The following is an 18,247-nucleotide window of genomic DNA, read 5'->3' as shown; positions in this document are numbered from 1 at the left end:
GGGCGCATCGTGCGCAGAGGAGCAAAGACCGCGTTGGTCGGTGGGGTCTTCGCCGTGATGGTGGGGGGCGCCGGGTACGGCGCGTACAACTTGGTGAGCGGCGTGAGCGGGGGCGACGATTCGCCGCGGTCGGAGGCGGCCGAGGTGAAGACGGGACCGCCGTCGGACGACGAGGTCCATGAGACGGCCCGCAAGTTCCTGGAGGCCTGGGCGAAGGGCGACGCCGGGCAGGCCGCGGCGTACACGAACAACTCCGCGGCGGCCGAGGGGGCACTGACCGGATTCCGCGAGGACGCGCACCTCACCAAGGCGAAGCTCGTCCCGAAGGAGGCGTCCGGCGCCCGCGTGCCGTTCTCCGTCTCGACAACGGTGTCGTACAAGGGGAAGAGCAAGCCCTTCACGTACGACTCCCAGCTCACCGTCGTCCGCGGCAAGACCACCGGGCGCGCGCTCGTCGACTGGTCGGAAGCCGTCATCCACCCTTCGCTGGAGAAGGGCGACACCCTCGTGACGGGCGAGTCGGCCACCCCGCCCATCCAGGCCGTGGACCGCGCGGGCACCGTCCTGCGCAAGAAGGACTACCCCTCGCTCGGCCCGATCCTGGACCAGCTGCGCGAGAAGTACGGCGAGAGCGCGGGCGGCAAGCCGGGCGTGGAGCTGTACGTCCAGCACGCGAACGAGGACGCGGGCACCCGCTCCCTGGTCAGCCTCGCGCCGGGCAAGCCGGGCAAGCTGCCCACGACGCTCAGCGCGAGCGTGCAGAAGGCGGCGGAGCAGGCGGTCCTGCGCAGCGACGAGTCGTCCGTGGTCGCCGTGAAGCCGAGCACCGGTGAGGTCCTCGCGGTCGCCAACAACCGCACGGACGGGTTCAACGCGGCGTTCCTCGGCAAGGTCCCGCCCGGCTCGACGATGAAGATCGTCTCGGCGGCGATGCTCATCGACAAGGGCGTGACCAAGGCGAACGGCACGGCGCCGTGCCCGCCCTCCGCGACCTGGCAGAGCCAGACGTTCAACAACCTCAAGGGCATGACGCCCAACGAGTCGGCGACGTTCTCGGAGGACTTCGCGCGCTCCTGCAACACGGCGTTCGTGAAGCTCATCGACGAGGACGGCATATCCGACGCGTCGCTCACCGAGGAGGCGCGGAACAACTTCGGCCTCGGCCAGGACTGGCAGGTCGGCATCCCGTCGTTCGACGGCTCCGTCCCCGAGTCCCCCGGACCCAACCGCGCGGCGAACGCCATCGGCCAGGGCGAGGTCACGATGAACCCGCTGAACATGGCGTCGGTCACGGCGACGGCGAAGACGGGCACCTTCCGGCAGCCCGTGATCGTGCCGGCCTCCCTCGACGACCGCCAACTGGCCACCGCCCAGGGCCTGCGCGCGTCCACCGCCCAGCAGCTGCGTCAGATGATGAACCGCACGGCCGTCAGCGGCACCGGCGCACGCGCCATGGCGGGACTCGGCAGCGACATCGGCGCGAAGACCGGTTCGGCCGAGATCGGCGGCCAGGAGGTGTCGGACAGCTGGTTCACGGGATACCGGGGCGATGTCGCGGCCGCAGCGCTGGCCCAGCGGGGCGGGCACGGCGGCGACGCGGCGGGCCCGATCGTGGCGGCGGTGCTGGGCGCAGGGTAATCGGTGCGCGGGTCCGTCGCCCGGCCGGGCGACGAACTGGTCAAGGGCTTTCCCGTACGCCTCTAAGGTGGCCTTCCGGTGAGGAGCCGGGAGTTGTGGCCGGGGGTTCTGGGGAACTGCGGAGGGTTTGTGGGCAAGCGGAGGCGCGCCGTCGAGCGCAAGAGCGTCGGCGTGGGCAACAGAAAAGTGCACCCGGGTGTGCTCGGCGGTGCGGCGGCGGTGGTCGTGTGCGGCGTGGGGGCCGCCGCGTTCGCGCTGTCGGGCGGCCAGGGTTCCGAGGACGGCGCCTCCGTCGACGAGAAGCCGGTGGCGTCGGGTCCGCCGAAGCCCGCCGAAGTCCGCTCCACCGCGCGGGCGTTCCTCGACGCGTGGGCCGGGGGCGACACGGCGCGGGCGGCCGCGCTGACGGACGACCCGGCGGCGGCGAAGAAGGCCCTGACCTCGTACCGCAAGGACGCCCACCTCACGAAGCCCCGGCTGACGCCCGGCAAGCGTGCGGGCGCCGACGTGCCGTTCAAGGCGGCGGCCACGGTCTCGTACGAGGGAAAGAGCAAGGCACTCTCGTACGAGTCCGAACTCACCGTCGTCCGCAGGAAGAGCGACGGGAAGACGCTGGTCGGCTGGGAGCCCTCGGTGGTCCACCCGGAGCTGAAGGACGGCGACCGGCTGGTCACGGGTGAGGCCGGCGACCCGCCGATCAAGGCGGTCGACCGGGACGGGGCGGAGCTGACGGCGGCGAAGTACCCGTCGCTGGGCACGGTCCTCGACGGGCTGCGCGAGAAGTACGGCAAGAAGGCGGGCGGCAAGGCCGGCGTCGAACTGCGGGTGATCCGCGCGGAGAGGCCGGAGACCGAGAAGGGCGGGGCGGGCAAGGGGGACGACGCGAAGTCGACACCCGACAAGACGCTCCTCACGCTCTCCCCCGGCACGCCGGGAACGCTGAAGACGACGTTCAGCGGCTCGCTGCAGTCGGCCGCCGAACGCGAGACCTCGAAGCGGAAGCGCGCGGCCGTTGTGGTCGTGAAACCCAGCACGGGTGAGATCCTCGCCGCGGCCAACTCCGAGCCCGCCGGCTTCAACACGGCGCTCCAGGGCTCGATCGCGCCCGGCTCCACGATGAAGGTCATCAGCTCGTCGCTGCTCCTGGAGAAGAAGCTCGCCGGGGTCGACAAGAAGCACCCCTGCCCCAAGTACGAGACGTACGGCGGCTGGAAGTTCCAGAACGACGACAAGTTCCAGATCAAGGGCGGCACGTTCCGGGCGAGCTTCGCGCGGTCCTGCAACACGGCCTTCATCAGCCAGGCCAAGAAGCTGGAGAACGACTCCCTGACCAGGCAGGCCCAGGAGGTCTTCGGGCTCGGCCGCGACAACTGGTCGATCGGCGTCCCGTCCTTCGACGGGGCGGTGCCGGTGCAGAGCGACGCCCAGATGGCGGCCTCGCTCATCGGCCAGGGCGGGGTGCGCATGAACCCGCTCAACATGGCATCGGTCTCGGCGACCGTGAAGTCGGGCACGTTCAGGCAGCCCTACCTGGTCTCGCCCGACATCGACGACCGCGAGCTGGCGACGGCGACGCGCAAGATGTCGGGTTCGACGGCCGCGGCGCTGCGTGACCTGATGCACTACACGGCGGTCGCGGGCACGGCGGTCAAGCCGATGTCGGGCCTCGGCTCCGACACGGGCGCGAAGACGGGTTCGGCGGAGGTCGACGGCCAGAAGAAGCCCAACGGCTGGTTCACGGCGTACCGGGGCGACCTGGCGTCGGCGGCGGTCGTCCAGGAGGGCGGGCACGGCGGGGACTCGGCGGGGCCGGTGGTTCGGGCGATGTTGCAGGCGGGGGGCTGAGGGGGGCTGCCGGACGGGTGCGGCGTACGCGTCTCGATACGCACTGTCCGCTATGCGGATACGTGGTCGCGTGTCCCGTACACGGACCGCTAGCGTGCCGGGCATGAGCGCAACAGCACCCGAACCATCCGTATCCGCTGCGTCCTCCTCATCCGCCGCCCACCCCCGTTTCGCCGAGGCCCTGCAAGAGTTGGGCCTCGGCGATCTGCTTCCCCGGGTCCGCCGCTTCCCGGACCAGACGCGCACCGCGCAGGAGGCGGCCGCAGCCATCGGCTGCGACCTGAGCCAGATCTGCAAGTCACTGATCTTCGCGGCGGACGGAGTGCCGGTCCTGGTCCTGATGGACGGCGCGTCGCGGGTGGACCTGGATCTCGTACGGCGGGAGCTGGGCGCGGAGAAGGTGACCCGGGCGAAGGCGGACGTGGTCCGCGAGACGACCGGGTACGCGATCGGTGGCGTGCCGCCCTTCGGCCACGCCACCCGGACCCGCGTCCTCGCCGACCGGTCCCTCCTCGCCCACGACGAGGTGTGGGCGGCGGCCGGCACGCCCTACGCGGTCTTCCCGATGGCACCGAAGACGCTGATCGCCCACGCGGGCGGCACGCTGGTGGACGTGCGCGAGACCGCCGCGTGACCCCGCTGGTCGCGGCGGCGGTCCTGCTCGCCGCCGTCACACACGCGTGCTGGAACGCGATAGCCCACCACATCACCGACAAGCTGGTCGGCTTCACGCTCATCTCCGGCGGCGGCACGCTGATCGGCCTGCTCCTGGCCCCCTTCGTCCCGCTCCCGGACGCCGGGGCGTGGCCGTATCTCGTTCTGTCCGCAGCCATCCACGTCGGCTACTACGCCCTGCTGATGAAATCGTTCAAGCTGGGCGACTTCGGCCAGGCGTATCCGATCGCGCGCGGCACGGCTCCGCTGGTCGTCACCGTCCTCGCGGCGGTCTTCGCGGGCGAGGTCCCGGACGGCTGGCAGGCGGCGGGCGTCGCGGTGTCGTGCGCGGGCCTGACGGGCCTCGCCCTGTGGGGCATCCGCGGCTCGGGCCGCCGCCCCGACTGGGCGGCGATCGGCGCGGCACTCGCGACGGGCGTCTCGATCGCGGCGTACACGGTGGTGGACGGCCTGGGCGTCCGCGCCTCCGGCTCCTCCATGTCCTACATCGCGTGGCTGATGATCCTGGAGGGCATCGCGGTCCCGCTCTACGCGGCGTACCGCTGGCGCGGCGAACTGATCCCCCGCCTCCGCCCGTTCGCCCTGGTGGGCCTCGCGGGCGCGGCGCTCTCGGTCGCCGCGTACGGCCTGGTCCTGTGGGCCCAGACGCGGGCGGACCTGGCCCCGATCTCCGCGCTGCGCGAATCCTCGATCATCGTGGGCGCGGCGATCGGCGCGATCTTCTTCAAGGAACGGTTCGGGGCGCCGCGGTTGGTGGCGGCGGGGTTGATGGTGGCGGGGATCGGGTTGATGCTGCACGCGGGGTAGGGGGTCAGCCCGTCGCCGGTTGTGCTTGGTGCAGACCCACACAGCGGCGGCACGCCCTCACCGATGTCGCCACCACCGCGTGGGACGCCGCCGCCAGGGCGCCTGCCGCTGCCAGCAGGGGCCAGTTCGTGGCGAGGGCCGCCGCCACGGCCAGGGAGAGGGCCGCCACCGCCATGGCCGCGCTGGCCGTCGTGCCGACCCAAGCGACCGCCTGCGGCAGACGGCGCGGGGTGGGCAGGCGGCGGGCCAGCGTGCCCGTGACCGCCGGCGTCGCCGCCGCCAGTAGGGCCGCCACCGTGGCGATCAGGGTCAGGTGCGCCGCCAGTTGCTGCCAGAGCAGGTCGCCCCGTGCCAGGTACCAGCAGGCCAGCAGGAACGGGGCCGTCAGCGTGATGGTCCGGGCCGTGTGTCGTGCCTGGGCGATGGTCAGTTCGTGCTGGCAGGCGGGGACGAGGTCCTGGATCGTGCCGAAGTCTCGTACCGCCAGGCGCGCCGCCTCCTCCTCGTCCGCTCCCGCGTCGGTGTACGCGGCCGCCGTGTCCATGAGCCCGTCGTGCATCTCCTCGATGAGGCGGGACTTGGCGCGCTCCGGGCCGCGCAGGGCCGCCGTCAGTGCGGCGACGTGGTCGTCGATGGGGCTCTCGATGAGGCTCATGTGGCGAGTCCCGGCCGTGCGCCGCCCGGCTGGGGGCCGGGGTTCAGGACCGCGCCGATCGCCGCGGTGAACTCGCTCCACGCGGCCCGCTCCCCGGCGAGCGTCGCGCGTCCCGCGTCCGTCAGCTCGTACGCCCTGCGGCGCCGCTCACCCGCCGCCGACTCCCAGCTGCTGCTCAGCAGGCCGAGGCGCTCCAGGCGGTTCAGCGCCGGGTAGATCGTGCCCGTCCGCAGCTCCAGCGCGCCACCGCTGCGGCGTTGCACCGCGGTGATGATCGCGTACCCGTGCAGCGGGCCCGGCTCCAGCACGGCCAGCAGCAGTCCGTCGAGGTGCCCTCGCACCGCATCCGCCTTCATGAGTAGGCAGCCTACACAAGGGACGTGTTGGCGGTGTATGTATTGGCAGCCAACGCATTTGCCACGCCATGTGGCGCCCTGGAGGTTCCGCCATGACCAAGTTCCTGCTGTCCGTGCACGTCCTCGCCGCGATCCTCGCGGTGGGGTCCATCACCGTCGCCGCGTCGATGTTTCCTCGCTACGCGTTGCGGGCCCTGGGCGGCGCGGGTGGCGGTGAGGGCGAGGGCGAGGGGGCCGGAGAGCCGAGCGGTGACCGTGCCGCCGGGATCGCCGCCCTGCTGCACCGCGTCTGCCGCGCCTACGCCGTCGCCGGCGTGGCCGTCCCCGCCTTCGGCATCGCCACGGCGGTGCAGCTCGGCGTTCTCACCGACGCCTGGCTGATCGCCTCGCTGATCCTGACGACGATCGCGGCGGGGCTGCTCGCGCTGGTGATCCTGCCGCGGCAGGAGGCTCTGCTGGACAGGGCGGCGGATCCGTCGGACCGGGCCGACGGGGCTCGGCGCGCGACGGCCCGCCTCGCCATGCTGACCGGCATCTTCAACGTCCTCTGGGCCACGGTCACCGTCCTGATGATCGTCCGCCCCGGCTCCACGACGGGGGCGTGATCGCCGTGTCCACGTTTCGCACGCTCCGCATCGCCGCGGTCGTCGAGGCGGCGTCCCTGGCGCTCCTCCTCGCCAACTTGCTCACGATCCACGCCCGTCCGCTCTCGGGCCTGCTCGGCCCACTGCACGGCACGGCGTACCTGGTCGTCATCGCGTCCACGTGGATGCTGCCGTCCACGCCGACGCGGGGGCGCCGGGTGTCTCGGTGGCGTGCGGTTGTTCCGGGGGTCGGGGGCCTGCTGGTCCTGCGCGGAGTCGAGGCGCGGGCCGAGTCCTCAGCACACGGCTGCGGCGGGTGATGGGGCTGAGGTCGGCCGGGCCGGTGACACGGCGACGTCGTCGGGACACCGGTGGCGAGGGTGACGGGCGGGGTGGGTCGGCTGCGCCTGCGTGCCGAGAGCGTGCGGCTGCGGCTGCGGCGGGGCCGTTCCGTGGGCAGTCGGCCGATGGGCCGGGAGGTCGGGGCGGTGGTCTGGTCGTGGGTTTACCTGGGCTGCTGTTGAGGGCGGGTGGGTGGGGAGCTGACGGGGAGGCGCCAAGGGGGGCGGGGCCGAAGGGGCGGGTTCGGCCCCTGCGCGCAGCGGGGCGTCAGGGCAGGCCGTTGCAGCCGCGCCGGGCGGAAGAGGGCGCCGGTTCTGGTGTCGGGGCGGGTGGGCGGGGAGCTGGCCGGGAGGCGCCAGGAGGGCGGGGCCGAAAGGGCGGGCTCGGCCCCTGCGCGCAGCGGGGCGTCAGGGCAGGCCGGGGCGTCAGCACCCGGCCGGGCGGAGGTGGCACCTGCGGGACGGTGGGGCAGGGCGTTACAGCGCCTCGCGCACCGCCCGGACCAGGGACTGCGCTCGCGGGTCCGCCGTGACGCCCTTGTTCATGCCGTTCGTGACGTAGCCGAGCGCCACGCCCGACTCCGGGTCGGCGAAGCCGAGGGCGCCGCCGCGGCCCGGGTGGCCGAAGGAGCCGGGGCCGAGGAGCGGGGACGCCGCGCCGTGGAGCATGTAGCCGAGGCCGAAGCGGGTGTTGACGACCAGGACCCGGTCGGGGCCAGCGGACGCCTCCGTCCGGGCGGCGGACACCGTTGCGGGGGTGAACAGGGGGGCACCCGCACCGTCCGCCACGCCGATCAGCCCCGCGTAGAAGCGGGCCAGCCCGTCCGCCGTCGCGACCCCGTTGGACGCGGGCAGCGCCGCCGCCCGGTACGCGGAGTCGTTCTCGTCCGGCGAGGGATCGATCGCCCCGAACGCACGACGGGTCAGCGACTCCGCGTCCCCATACGCCTCCGCCACGTTCCGCTTCGGCCGCATCCGGAGCCCGCCCGGCCCCGCCGGAGCCTCGATACGGCCCAGCCGGCCGGCCCGGCCCGCCTCCGCTTCGGAAGCCGGCAACCCGACCCACAAGTCCAGCCCCAGCGGCCCCGCGATCTCGTCCGCGATCCACTCCCCGACAGGGCGGCCCGTGACGCGCCGCACGAGTTCGCCGACGAGCCAGCTGTACGTCTGCGCGTGGTAGCCGTGGTCCTCGCCGGGCTCCCAGAAGGGGGCCTGTGCCGCGACCACCGCGGCGCCGAGGTCCGGGTCGAGCGCCTCGGCGGGGGTCAGCGGACGGTCCAGGGCGGGGACACCGGCGCGGTGCGCGAGGACGTGACGTACGAGAACACGCTCCTTGCCGCGCGCCTTGAACTCCGGCCAGTACGCGCCGACCGGCGCGTCCAGGTCCAGTTCCCCCCGCTGGTGCAGGAGCAGCGGCACGGCCGCCGCCACGCCCTTCGTCGCCGAGCGCACGATCTGAGCCGTACCCCGCTCCCAGGGCGGGCTCCCGGCCCCAGCGTCCCCGTCGACGTCCTTCAGGCCGCCCCACAGGTCCACCACCCGGCGCCCGTCCCGGTACACGGTCACCGCCGCGCCCCGCTCCCCGCGCTCGGCGAAGTTGCGTACGAACGCGTCCCGCACCGGCTCGTACCCGGCGGCCACGGTGCCGTGCACCCCGCCCATCACATCCACAACGCCGTCCATGACAAGGCCAACAGCAATCGATCGCCGTCGATTCCCTAGCCGCCGACCCTCACCGTCTTCGGATCGAAGCCGAACGGCAGCTCCAGGCGGTGTGCGCCCATCAGATCCGCGTCGGAGAGCAGCTCGCCCGTCGGGCCGTCCGCCGCGATGACGCCGTCGCTGAGGATCAGGGCGCGTGGGCAGAGCTCAAGCGCGTACGGCAGGTCGTGCGTGACCATCAGGACCGTCACGTCCAGCGAGCGCAGGATGTCGGCGAGTTCGCGGCGCGATGCCGGGTCGAGGTTGGAGGACGGCTCGTCGAGGACGAGGATCTCCGGCTCCATCGCGAGCACCGTCGCCACCGCCACCCTGCGCCGCTGCCCGAAGGAGAGGTGGTGCGGCGGGCGGTCGGCGAACTCCGCCATGCCCACCTGCCCCAGCGCCTTCATCACGCGCGCCTCCAGCTCCGGCCCGCGCATCCCCGCCGCGGCGGGACCGAACGCCACGTCCTCCCGCACGGTCGGCATGAACAGCTGGTCGTCGGGGTCCTGGAAGACGATGCCGACCCGGCGCCTGATCTCCGCCATGTGCTTCTTGTCGACGGGGAGCCCGGCCACGGTGACCGTGCCCGCGCCGCCGGTCAGGATGCCGTTCAGGTGCAGGACGAGCGTCGTCTTGCCCGCGCCGTTCGGCCCGAGCAGCGCGACGCGCTCGCCGCGCCCCACGGTGAAGTCGACGCCGAAGAGGGCCTGGTGCCCGTCGGGGTACGCGAAGGCCAGTCCGGCCACACTCAACGAAGGAGCAGAAGTCACAGAGTCCATCCCAACAGGCATACGACCAGAGCGGAGACCGGCAGCGTCAGCGCGTACGTCCACTGGGCGCGGGACGCCGTGATGTCGTCGATGACCGGCATCGACCCGGCGTAGCCACGGCTGACCATGGCCAGATGCACCCGCTCTCCCCTCTCGTACGAGCGGATGAAGAGCGCGCCCGCCGACTTGGCGAGGACACCCCACTGCCGCACGCCCCGCGCCGCGAAACCGCGCGACTCGCGGGCGATCTTCATGCGGCGCATCTCGTCGGTGATCACGTCGCCGTACCGGATCATGAACGAGGCGATCTGGACGAGCAGCGGCGGCAGCTTGAGCCGCTGGAGTCCGAGCAGGAGCTCGCGCAGCTCCGTCGTCGCGGCGAGCAGCACCGAAGCGGCGACGCCCAGCGTTCCCTTGGCCAGGACGTTCCAGGCGCCCCAGAGTCCGTTGACGCTCAGGGAGAGCCCGAGGACGTCGACGCGTTCGCCCTGGGCGACGAACGGCAGCAGCACGGCGAACGCCACGAAGGGGATCTCGATGAGGAGCCGCTTCAGCACGAACCCTGCTGGGACACGGGCGGCGTACGCGACCACGCCGAGCAGCACCGCGTACAGACCGAAGGCCCACATCGCCTCGCGCGGCGTGGAGACCACGACGATCACGAAGCAGAGGACCGCCGCGAGCTTGGTGTGCGGGGGCAGCGCGTGCACCGGCGAGTGGCCCTGCCGGTAGAGCCGGTGGGCATGGCCCGCACCCATGTCAGATCTTCTCGGAGGTGACGTCTTCCGGCACGGTGGCCGGTGACGTGTCGTTCGTACGGCGGCGGCGCAGGCCCCAGAAGACCGCCGTGCCCGCGACGACCGTGACACCGACGCCGATCACGCCCGCGAGGCCGCCGGAGAGGCGGGTGTCGGTGATGTCCTTGACGCCGTAGTCGGCGAGCGGGGAGTCCGCCGTGGCGTGGTCCTCCGCCTTCTTGTCGATGCCCTTGTCGTGGGCGACCTTCTCCAGGCCGTCGGGGTCGGCCGACGCGTAGAAGCTGACGAAGCCCGCGAGGACGAGGGAGGCGACGATGCCCGCGATCCAGACCGGGCGGGTGGAGCGCGCGGCGGCCGGGGCGGGCTCGGCGGCGGGCGCGTCCACCAGTTCCCCGGCGACGCGCAGTTTGAGCGGCTGGGTCAGGCCCCGCGCCCCGTACACCAGGTCGGGCCGCACGGCGATGACCGCGCCCACCGTCAGCGCGGTGATGGCGGCCTCGCCGATGCCGATGAGGACGTGGACGCCGACCATCGCGGTGGCGACCTTGCCGATGGAGACGTCGGTCGTGCCGCCGAGGGCGTAGAGGAACGTGAAGGCGACCGCGGTGGCGGGCACGGAGAGGAGGGCGGCGACGAAGGAGGCCACCGTGATCGAGCGGCGGCCCCTGGGCAGCACCTTCACCAGGCCGCGGAAGACGAGGTAGGCGACGACGGTCGTGACGATCGCCATGTCGGAGATGTTCACTCCGAGCGCGGTCAGGCCGCCGTCCGCGAAGAGCACACCCTGCATGAGCAGGACGACGGAGACGCAGAGGACCCCGGTGAAGGGCCCGACGAGTATCGCCGCGAGCGCGCCGCCGAGGAGGTGCCCGCTGGTGCCCGCCGCGACGGGGAAGTTCAGCATCTGCACGGCGAAGATGAAGGCGGCGACGAGACCGGCGAGCGGCGCGGTCCTCTCGTCGAGCTCGCGCCGGGCGCCCTTGAGGCTGACGGCGACGGCGCCGGCCGCGACGACCCCGGCGGCCGCCGATACCGGGACGTTGATGAACCCGTCGGGGACATGCATGCGCGCGCTCCTGGGCAGGGGCCCTGGGCAGGGCGGACGGCTCGTGAACCGTTCAATGATAGTGCCCTGTTGCAAACGGCTTGCAAGAGCGCGTCGGTCCCGATTCGACTACGCCGACCGCCGGTCCCCTCCGCAACGGATTGTCGTACATATGGGACATTGGTGAGGAAGTGTCCGTAAGGATGAGGAGTTCAGCGATGTCCGCAGTCGAGCAGTACGCACGCGCCCACCTCGTCACGGACTCCTCCGAGGGCCACCGCGCCGTCCCCGTCATCCTCCACTACGACGCGGAGGCCGACCCGCACGCTGTGCGGATCGGCCTCCCCGGCTCTCCCCATCGGGTCTTCTCCCGGCAGCTCCTGGAACGGGGCCTCCGGGCGCCCGCGACCTCCGGCAACGTCCACGTATGGCCGTGCGGGCGGGTCCAGACGGTCGTGGAGTTCCACGACCCGGACGGGGTGACGGTCGTGCAGTTCGACGCATCGGCGCTGATCCGCTTCCTGCGCCGCACACACACGGCCGCCACTCCCATCACCCACTGAGCCCTGCGCGGCCCAGCGGATCAGCGGATCAGACGCGAGCCAGCTCGCGCTCGGCGTCCGCGCCCTTCTCCGCCGCCGTGCGCAGGCCCTCTCCCTCGACGTCGACGTTCGGCAGCGCGCGGTCCAGCCACTTCGGCAGCCACCACGCCTTCTTGCCGAGCAGCGCGAGGACCGCGGGCACCAGCGCCATGCGGACCACGAAGGCGTCGAAGAAGACGGCGATGGCCAGGCCGAAGCCGATCATCTTCACCATCTGCTCGGACGAGCCGATGAAGCCGGCGAAGACCGCGATCATGATGACGGCCGCCGCCGAGACCACCCGGGCCCCGTGCCGGAACCCGGTCACGATCGCCTGTCCTGGCCGCTCCCCGTGGACGTACGCCTCCCGCATGCGGGTCACGAGGAAGACCTCGTAGTCCATCGCGAGGCCGAAGACGACGCCCACCATGAAGATCGGCATCATCGACATGATCGGTCCGGTCTGCTCGACGCCGAAGAGCGAGCCGAGCCAGCCCCACTGGAAGACCGCGACGACCGCGCCGAGGGCCGCGAGGACCGAGAGCAGGAAGCCGAGGGCCGCCTTGAGCGGGACCAGGATCGAGCGGAAGACGACGATCAGGAGCAGGAACGCGAGGCCCACGACCAGCGCCAGGTAGGGCAGCAGGGCGTCGTTGAGCTTCTGCGAGACGTCGATGTTCATGGCCGTGGTGCCGGTGACCATGATGTCGGCGCCCGAGTCGGACTTGATCTGCGCGCCGGTGTCCCGGATCGAGTGCACCAGGTCCTCGGTCTCCAGGCCGCTGGGCTTGGAGGACGGGACGACGCTGATGATCGCGGTGTCCTTGTCCTTGTTGAGCATCGGCGGCGCGACGGTCAGGACGTCGTCGAGCTTGGACATCGTCTTGGTGATCTCACCGGCCGCGGCCTTCGGGTCGTCGGCGCCCTTGAGGTCGCCCACGACCATCAGCGGGCCGTTGAAGCCGGGCCCGAAGCCCTCCGAGACCAGGTCGTACGCCTTGCGCTGCGTCGTGGACGTCGGCTGGGCGCCGTCGTCCGGCAGGCCGAGCTCCAGCTTCGAGACCGGGATGGCCGCGGCGCCGAGGCCCACGATGCCGACGAGCAGCACGGCGACGGGGCGGCGGACCACGAAGCGGGCCCAGCGGGTGCCCATGTTCTGCTTCGGCTCACCGGCGGCCCCGGCGTCGGCGGCCTTCTTCCTGCCCCCGCCGAACAGCTTGCTCTTCTCGCCCATGGGCAGCACCCGCTTGCCCGCGTACCCGAGCAGCGCCGGGATGAGGGTGAGCGCGATGAGGACGGCGATGACGACCGTGCCGGCCGCGGCGAAGCCCATCTTGGTGAGCATCGGGATGTTGACGACGGCGAGGCCGACCAGCGCGATGACCACGGTGAGTCCGGCGAAGACGACCGCGGAGCCCGCGGTGCCGACGGCCCGTCCCGCCGCCTCCTCGCGGTCGCGTCCGTCGGCGAGTTCGCCGCGGTAGCGCGAGACGATGAAGAGCGCGTAGTCGATGCCGACCGCGAGGCCGATCATCATGGCGAGCGTCGACGTGGTGGTGCCGAGGTCGAGGGCGTTGGCGAGCGCGGTGATCGACGAGACGCCGATGCCCACGCCGATCAGCGCGGTGATCAGCGGCAGTCCGGCCGCGATCAGCGAGCCGAAGGTGATGACGAGGACGACCGCCGCGACCGCGATGCCGATGATCTCGGTGGAGCCGGTCTCGGGCATGGCCTGCAGCGCGTCACCGCCGACCTCGACCGTGAGCCCCGAATCCCGCGCCTTGTCGGTTGTCTTCTCCAACGCATCACGGTCGTCGTCGGTCAGCTCCATGGAGGTGACCTTGTACGAGACGGAGGCGTACGCCGTGGAGCCGTCCTTGCTGACCGTCTTGGCCACGAAGGGGCTGTCGGCGCGGGCCACCTGGTCCGAGCCCGCCTTGACGGCGGCGACGGTCTTCTCGATCTCGGCCTTGTTGGCCTTGTCGGTGACCTTCTCGCCGTCCGGCGCCTTGAAGACGACGCGGGCGCTCGCCCCGTCGGCGCTGGCTTCGGGGGCCCGCTTCTCCAGCAGGTCGAAGGCCTTCTGGGCCTCCGTGCCGGGTATGGAGAAGCTGCTGGACGCGGCGGTGGGCGCGGACGCGGCGCCGACTCCGGCGAGCGTCAGGAGCGCCACCCATATGAGGGCGACGAAATGGCGTCGCCTGAAGGCGAGTTTGCCGAGTTTGTAGAGGAAAGTGGCCACGGGGGCGTACTCCCGGTCAGGTCGTGTGGTCCGGATTGGGCAGGGGAGATCAGCCCGACGACGTGAGCGGTGCGCGTCAGGAACAGGGGGGCAGGTCGGTCAGATGCCGAGGGCGGGGAGGATCACGGCATCGATGTACGAGGCGAGGAACTCGCGGTCCACCGGGCGGTCCTCGATGAGGTCCCGGGCGACGAAACCGCCGACCATCATGTGGACGACGTACTCCAGCGCCGGATTGTCCGCGGCGACCTCGCCGCGCTCCACGGCCCTGCGCAGCAGGTCGTTCAGGCCGGTGAGCTCCGGCTCAATGAGCAGGTTGCGCAACGCCTGGTGGAGTTCGGGGTTGTCGTGGATGGCATGGAAGAGGCCCCGCATCAGCGCGGCGTCCTTCTCCATCTGGCAGTCGTCCGAGCGGGAGACCATCTCGTTCAGGTCGCCGCGCAGCGACCCGGTGTCGATGTCCGCGAGGGACGCCGGCTTGTTGTGCCGCAGCGCCTTGGCGATCAGCTCGGGCTTGCTCCCCCACTGGCGGTAGAGGGTCGCCTTGCTGGACCGGGTGCGGGCGGCGACGGCGTCCATGGTGAGGGCGTCGTAACCGACCTCGCGGAGCAGGTCGAGCACGGCCTCGTACAGCTCGGCCTCGCGCTCGGGCGTGATCCTGGTGCGCCGCGTCGTTGTCGCGGTCTCCGCCACGATCGTCACCTCCTGCTCGCCACTCGAACTCGTCACGCGATCACGTCACGCGAACACGTCACGCGAACTCTTCACGCGAACTCTTCACGCGGAACGAAACGGTTTCGTACGCCATGACTGTACGCCCCCCATCGAGCGAAACGAAACCGTTTCGTACGTGTCCTGCGTCACCTCGCCGAGTACCCGTGCCCCGCACCGCCATTCACCCCCGGCACAAGTTGCCGCCGCCTCCCGAGCGGAAAAGCATGGTGAGGTGACCGACGAGCGCGAAGACCCCCAGGACGACCACGCCTACCTGCGTTTTCCGCACCTCAGCGGCGACCGCCTCTGTTTCGCGGCCGAGGACGACCTGTGGGTGGCGCCCCTCACCCCCGAGGGCTCCCCCGCCGACCGGGCCTGGCGGCTCACCGTCGACCGTACGAAGGTGAGCCACCCCCGCTTCTCGCCCGACGGGCGCCACATCGCGTACACGACCTGGCGCAGCCTCGACCCGGAGATCCACCTCGCACCCGTGGACGGCGGGCCCGCCCGCCGCCTGACGTACTGGGGCAGCACCGACACCCGGGTCTGCGGCTGGTCCCCCGACGGCGACATCCTCGCCGTCTCCTCGCACGGCCAGCCGTTCTCGTACTTCTGCTGGGCCTACAGCGTCCCCACCGACGGCTCCCCCGGCGGCAAGCTGCCCTGGGGCCCGGTCTGGGACATCGCGATCACCGACTCCCTCGCCGACGGCGACAGCGACCGCAAGACCCTGCTCCTGACGGGCAAGCCGCCGCACGAACCCGCCGCCTGGAAGCGGTACCGGGGCGGCGCGACCGGCCGCCTGTGGGTCCACGGCGAGCAGATCCTCGCCGATCTCGACGGACACCTCGACTCCCCCATGTTCGTCGCGGGACGCATCGCGTTCCTCTCCGACCACGAGGGCGTCGGCAACCTCTACTCCTGCCTGCCCGACGGCTCCGACCTGCGCCGCCACACCGACCACGACACGTTCTACGCCCGCCACGCGTCCAGCGACGGCACGCGCGTCGTCTACCAGTGCGCCGGCGACATCTGGCTGGTCGACGACCTCGCGGCGGACTCCGTGCCCCGCAGGCTCGACGTGCGGCTCGGCGGGCCGCGCGCCGGACGGCGGATCTACCAGGTGCCGGCCTCCCAGCACCTCGACGCGCTCTCCGTGGACACCACGGGCCGGGCCAGCGCCGTCGTCGTCCGCGGCTCCCTCTACTGGCTCACCCACCGCGACGGCCCCGCCCGCACCATCACCGACACCCCCGGCGTGCGCGTCCGGCTGCCCGAGATGCTCGGCAAGGGCGGACAGGTCGCCTACGTCACCGACGCCGACGGCGAGGACGCCGTCGAGATCGCCTACCTGCCCCGGGCCAGCGGCGCCCGCGACCCCCGCAGGCTGGCGAGCGGGCAGCTCGGCCGCGTGCAGGAACTGGTGGCCGACCGCGACGGCGAGCGCCTCGCCATCGCCTCCAACGACGGCCGCCTGCTCCTCCTCGACGTCACCGAGGAGTCCGACGGCGAGGTCACCGAGCTGATCCGCTCCATCAACGGGCCCGTCCGCGACCTGGCCTTCTCGCCCGACGGCTGCTGGCTCACCTGGTCGCACCCCGGCATCGGCCGCTCCCTGCGCCAGATCAAGCTGGCCCGGATCGCGGGCCCCGGCATGCGCGCGATCATCGACGTCACCAACGGCCGCTTCGAGGACGAGAACCCCGTCTTCACCCGCGACGGCCGCTATCTCGCCTTCCTCTCCTGGCGCGGCTTCGACCCGGTCTACGACGTGCACACCGGCGACCTGTCCTTCCCGCTCGGCTGCCGCCCCTACCTCGTACCGCTGTCGTCGGCGACCCCGTCCCCGTTCGCCCTGCTGCCCGACGGGCGGCCCGCAGCGGGCGGCCTCGACCCGGCCGAGGGCAGCGGGGGCGACGGCACCACCATGGTGGAGATCGAGGGCCTGGAGGCACGGGTCACGCCGTTCCCCGTCTCCGCGTCGAAGTACTCGGCGCTGCACCCCGTCAGCGGCGGCGGCCTGGTCTGGCTGCGCTGGCCGATCTCGGGCGCCCTCGGCGAGACCTTCGTGAACCCCGCCGACATGTCCGGCCGCCCCACTCTTGAGTACTTCAACATCACCAAGGCCAAGAAGTCCCAGCTCGTCGACCACCTCGACTGGTTCGCGCTCAGCGGCGACGGATCGCGGCTCGTGGTCGTCGACGAGGGCGACCTGACCGCCGTGCCCTCCACCGAGGTCGGCGACGGCGACACCACCGTCTGGATCGACCTGCGCCGCATCCTGCACGAGGTCGACCCGGCCGCCGAGTGGCGCCAGGCCTACGAGGAGGCGGGCCGGATCATCCGCGCCTACTTCTGGGACCCCGAGATGTCCGGCGTCGACTGGGACGGCGTGCTCGCGCAGTACCGGCCGCTGGTCGAACGGGTCGCCTCCCCGGACGAGTTCGCGGACCTGCTCCGCGAGGTCCTCGGCGAACTGGGCACCTCCCACGCGTACGTCTCCCCCGCCCGCCGCAACGAAGGCCCCCCGCACTACCAGCGCGCCATGGGCCTGCTCGGCGCCAACCTCGTGCGCAGGGACGACGGCTGGATGGTCAAGCGGATCCTGCCCGGCGACTCCTCCGACTCCAAGGCACGCTCGCCGCTGGCCGGCGCGGGCATCCGGGAGGGCGCGGTCCTCACGCACATCGACGGCCGCCCCGTCGACCCGGTCACCGGCCCCTACCCCCTGCTCTCGGCGGCGGGCGGCACCACGGTCGAGCTGACCTTCGAACCCGAGGGCGAGGGCCGGGCGCGCCGGGTCGCGATCGTCCCCCTCATCAACGAACGCCCCCTGCGCTACCAGGACTGGGTGGCCAAACGCCGGGACGTCGTCCGGGAGTTGAGCGGCGGCAAGTGCGGATATCTGCACATCCCCGACATGGGTGGCTCGGGGTGGGCCCAGTTCAACCGGGACCTGCGCCTTGAGGTGTCGCGGCCCGCGCTCATCGTGGACGTGCGCGGCAACGCGGGCGGTCACATCAGTGAGCTGGTCATCGAGAAGCTGACGCGCCGGATCCTCGGCTGGGACCTGACGCGCAACGCCCAGCCGGTGTCGTACGCCTCGAACTCGCCCCGGGGGCCCGTGGTCGCGCTCGCCGACGAGGCGACCTCCTCCGACGGCGACATGATCACGGCGGCCTTCAAGCTGCTCGGGCTCGGGCCCGTCGTGGGGCAGCGCACGTGGGGCGGCGTGGTCGGCATGACCGGGCGGCACTCGCTCGGCGACGGCACGGTGATCACGGTGCCGATGAACGCGGGGTGGTTCGACGCGTACGGCTGGGGCGTGGAGAACCACGGCGTCAGCCCCGACCTCGACATCCTGCGCACCCCGCTGGACTGGGCGGAGGGGCGGCACGCGCAGCTCGACGACGCGGTGCAGCTCGCCCTCGACCTCCTGGAGCGGAATCCGGCGGCCGCGCCCCCGGACCACTCGGACGTGCCGGACCGCAGGCGGCCGCCGCTTCCGCCCCGCCCGTGAAGGCCCGTACGC

General features: G+C 72.1%; 16 protein-coding genes. 8 read left to right on the top strand and 8 right to left on the bottom strand.

From position 1 onward, the window contains the following. Nucleotides 1–9 precede the first annotated feature (9 nt). The 4 genes from DEJ48_RS23030 (at nt 10) to DEJ48_RS23015 (ending at nt 4,965) form a co-directional block, all read left to right on the top strand. Nucleotides 10–1,638 carry a penicillin-binding transpeptidase domain-containing protein gene (locus DEJ48_RS23030; RefSeq protein ID WP_150217978.1) on the top strand — a complete coding sequence of 543 codons (1,629 nt, stop codon included), beginning with the start codon at nt 10–12 and terminating at the stop codon, nt 1,636–1,638. A 129-nt stretch (nt 1,639–1,767) separates the two neighbouring features. Next, nucleotides 1,768–3,483 (top strand): penicillin-binding transpeptidase domain-containing protein, encoded by a 1,716-nt coding sequence (locus tag DEJ48_RS23025; RefSeq protein ID WP_223832167.1) that lies wholly within the window; start codon nt 1,768–1,770, stop codon nt 3,481–3,483. A gap of 103 nt (nt 3,484–3,586) precedes the next feature. Continuing rightward, the gene (locus DEJ48_RS23020) at nt 3,587–4,117 is read left to right on the top strand and encodes a YbaK/EbsC family protein (protein WP_150217977.1); all 531 of its coding nucleotides are present in this window, start codon (nt 3,587–3,589) and stop codon (nt 4,115–4,117) included. Beyond that, a complete protein-coding gene (locus tag DEJ48_RS23015) occupies nt 4,114–4,965 on the top strand; it encodes a DMT family transporter (protein ID WP_150217976.1) in 852 nt (283 codons plus the stop codon). The genes DEJ48_RS23020 and DEJ48_RS23015 overlap by 4 nt, the downstream gene beginning before the upstream one ends. 4 nt (nt 4,966–4,969) lie before the next feature. Here the strand turns inward: DEJ48_RS23015 and DEJ48_RS23010 are convergent, their stop codons facing one another. Both DEJ48_RS23010 and DEJ48_RS23005 read right to left on the bottom strand, forming a co-directional pair. Beyond that, on the bottom strand, nt 4,970–5,620 hold the full coding sequence (locus DEJ48_RS23010; RefSeq protein WP_150217975.1) for a permease prefix domain 1-containing protein: 651 nt from the start codon (nt 5,618–5,620) through the stop codon (nt 4,970–4,972). Continuing rightward, nucleotides 5,617–5,976 (bottom strand): PadR family transcriptional regulator, encoded by a 360-nt coding sequence (locus DEJ48_RS23005; RefSeq protein ID WP_150217974.1) that lies wholly within the window; start codon nt 5,974–5,976, stop codon nt 5,617–5,619. The genes DEJ48_RS23010 and DEJ48_RS23005 overlap by 4 nt, the downstream gene beginning before the upstream one ends. A gap of 92 nt (nt 5,977–6,068) precedes the next feature. Between DEJ48_RS23005 and DEJ48_RS23000 the strand changes: the two genes are divergently transcribed. Continuing rightward, on the top strand, nt 6,069–6,581 hold the full coding sequence (locus DEJ48_RS23000) for a hypothetical protein (RefSeq protein ID WP_150217973.1): 513 nt from the start codon (nt 6,069–6,071) through the stop codon (nt 6,579–6,581). A 5-nt stretch (nt 6,582–6,586) separates the two neighbouring features. Continuing rightward, entirely contained in the window at nt 6,587–6,880 is a 294-nt protein-coding gene (locus DEJ48_RS22995; RefSeq protein WP_150217972.1) for a hypothetical protein, read from the top strand. 498 nt (nt 6,881–7,378) lie between these two features. Here DEJ48_RS22995 and DEJ48_RS22990 read toward each other — a convergent pair whose 3' ends face one another. From DEJ48_RS22990 to DEJ48_RS22975, 4 genes are read right to left on the bottom strand one after another with little or no spacing between them, the layout of a single operon-like run. After that, a complete protein-coding gene (locus tag DEJ48_RS22990) occupies nt 7,379–8,584 on the bottom strand; it encodes a serine hydrolase domain-containing protein (RefSeq protein WP_150217971.1) in 1,206 nt (401 codons plus the stop codon). A gap of 35 nt (nt 8,585–8,619) precedes the next feature. Continuing rightward, the gene (locus tag DEJ48_RS22985) at nt 8,620–9,384 is read right to left on the bottom strand and encodes an energy-coupling factor ABC transporter ATP-binding protein (protein WP_190537537.1); all 765 of its coding nucleotides are present in this window, start codon (nt 9,382–9,384) and stop codon (nt 8,620–8,622) included. Continuing rightward, entirely contained in the window at nt 9,372–10,133 is a 762-nt protein-coding gene (gene cbiQ / locus DEJ48_RS22980; protein ID WP_150217970.1) for a cobalt ECF transporter T component CbiQ, read from the bottom strand. The genes DEJ48_RS22985 and cbiQ overlap by 13 nt, the downstream gene beginning before the upstream one ends. 1 nt (nt 10,134) lies before the next feature. Beyond that, nucleotides 10,135–11,199 (bottom strand): energy-coupling factor ABC transporter permease, encoded by a 1,065-nt coding sequence (locus tag DEJ48_RS22975; RefSeq protein WP_150217969.1) that lies wholly within the window; start codon nt 11,197–11,199, stop codon nt 10,135–10,137. Nucleotides 11,200–11,396: 197 nt separating this feature from the next. On the opposite strand from DEJ48_RS22975, the gene DEJ48_RS22970 reads away from it, so the two are divergent. Further along, the gene (locus tag DEJ48_RS22970; RefSeq protein ID WP_150217968.1) at nt 11,397–11,741 is read left to right on the top strand and encodes an SsgA family sporulation/cell division regulator; all 345 of its coding nucleotides are present in this window, start codon (nt 11,397–11,399) and stop codon (nt 11,739–11,741) included. Nucleotides 11,742–11,769: 28 nt separating this feature from the next. Here DEJ48_RS22970 and DEJ48_RS22965 read toward each other — a convergent pair whose 3' ends face one another. Together DEJ48_RS22965 and DEJ48_RS22960 are read right to left on the bottom strand one after the other, a co-directional pair. Continuing rightward, nucleotides 11,770–14,001 (bottom strand): MMPL family transporter, encoded by a 2,232-nt coding sequence (locus DEJ48_RS22965; protein ID WP_150217967.1) that lies wholly within the window; start codon nt 13,999–14,001, stop codon nt 11,770–11,772. Nucleotides 14,002–14,100: 99 nt separating this feature from the next. Then, nucleotides 14,101–14,694, bottom strand: a complete 594-nt coding sequence (locus DEJ48_RS22960; protein ID WP_150221332.1) for a TetR/AcrR family transcriptional regulator — start codon at nt 14,692–14,694, stop codon at nt 14,101–14,103. Nucleotides 14,695–14,947: 253 nt separating this feature from the next. Here DEJ48_RS22960 and DEJ48_RS22955 point away from each other — a divergent pair, with 253 nt between their 5' ends. Further along, nucleotides 14,948–18,235, top strand: a complete 3,288-nt coding sequence (locus DEJ48_RS22955) for a S41 family peptidase (protein WP_150217966.1) — start codon at nt 14,948–14,950, stop codon at nt 18,233–18,235. Nucleotides 18,236–18,247: the final 12 nt, after the last annotated feature.

This window comes from Streptomyces venezuelae (genome assembly GCF_008642315.1).
GTDB lineage: Bacteria > Actinomycetota > Actinomycetes > Streptomycetales > Streptomycetaceae > Streptomyces > Streptomyces venezuelae_D.
The sequence above is the reverse complement of the archived record's forward strand: the minus strand, read 5'-3'. Positions and strand labels throughout refer to the sequence as shown.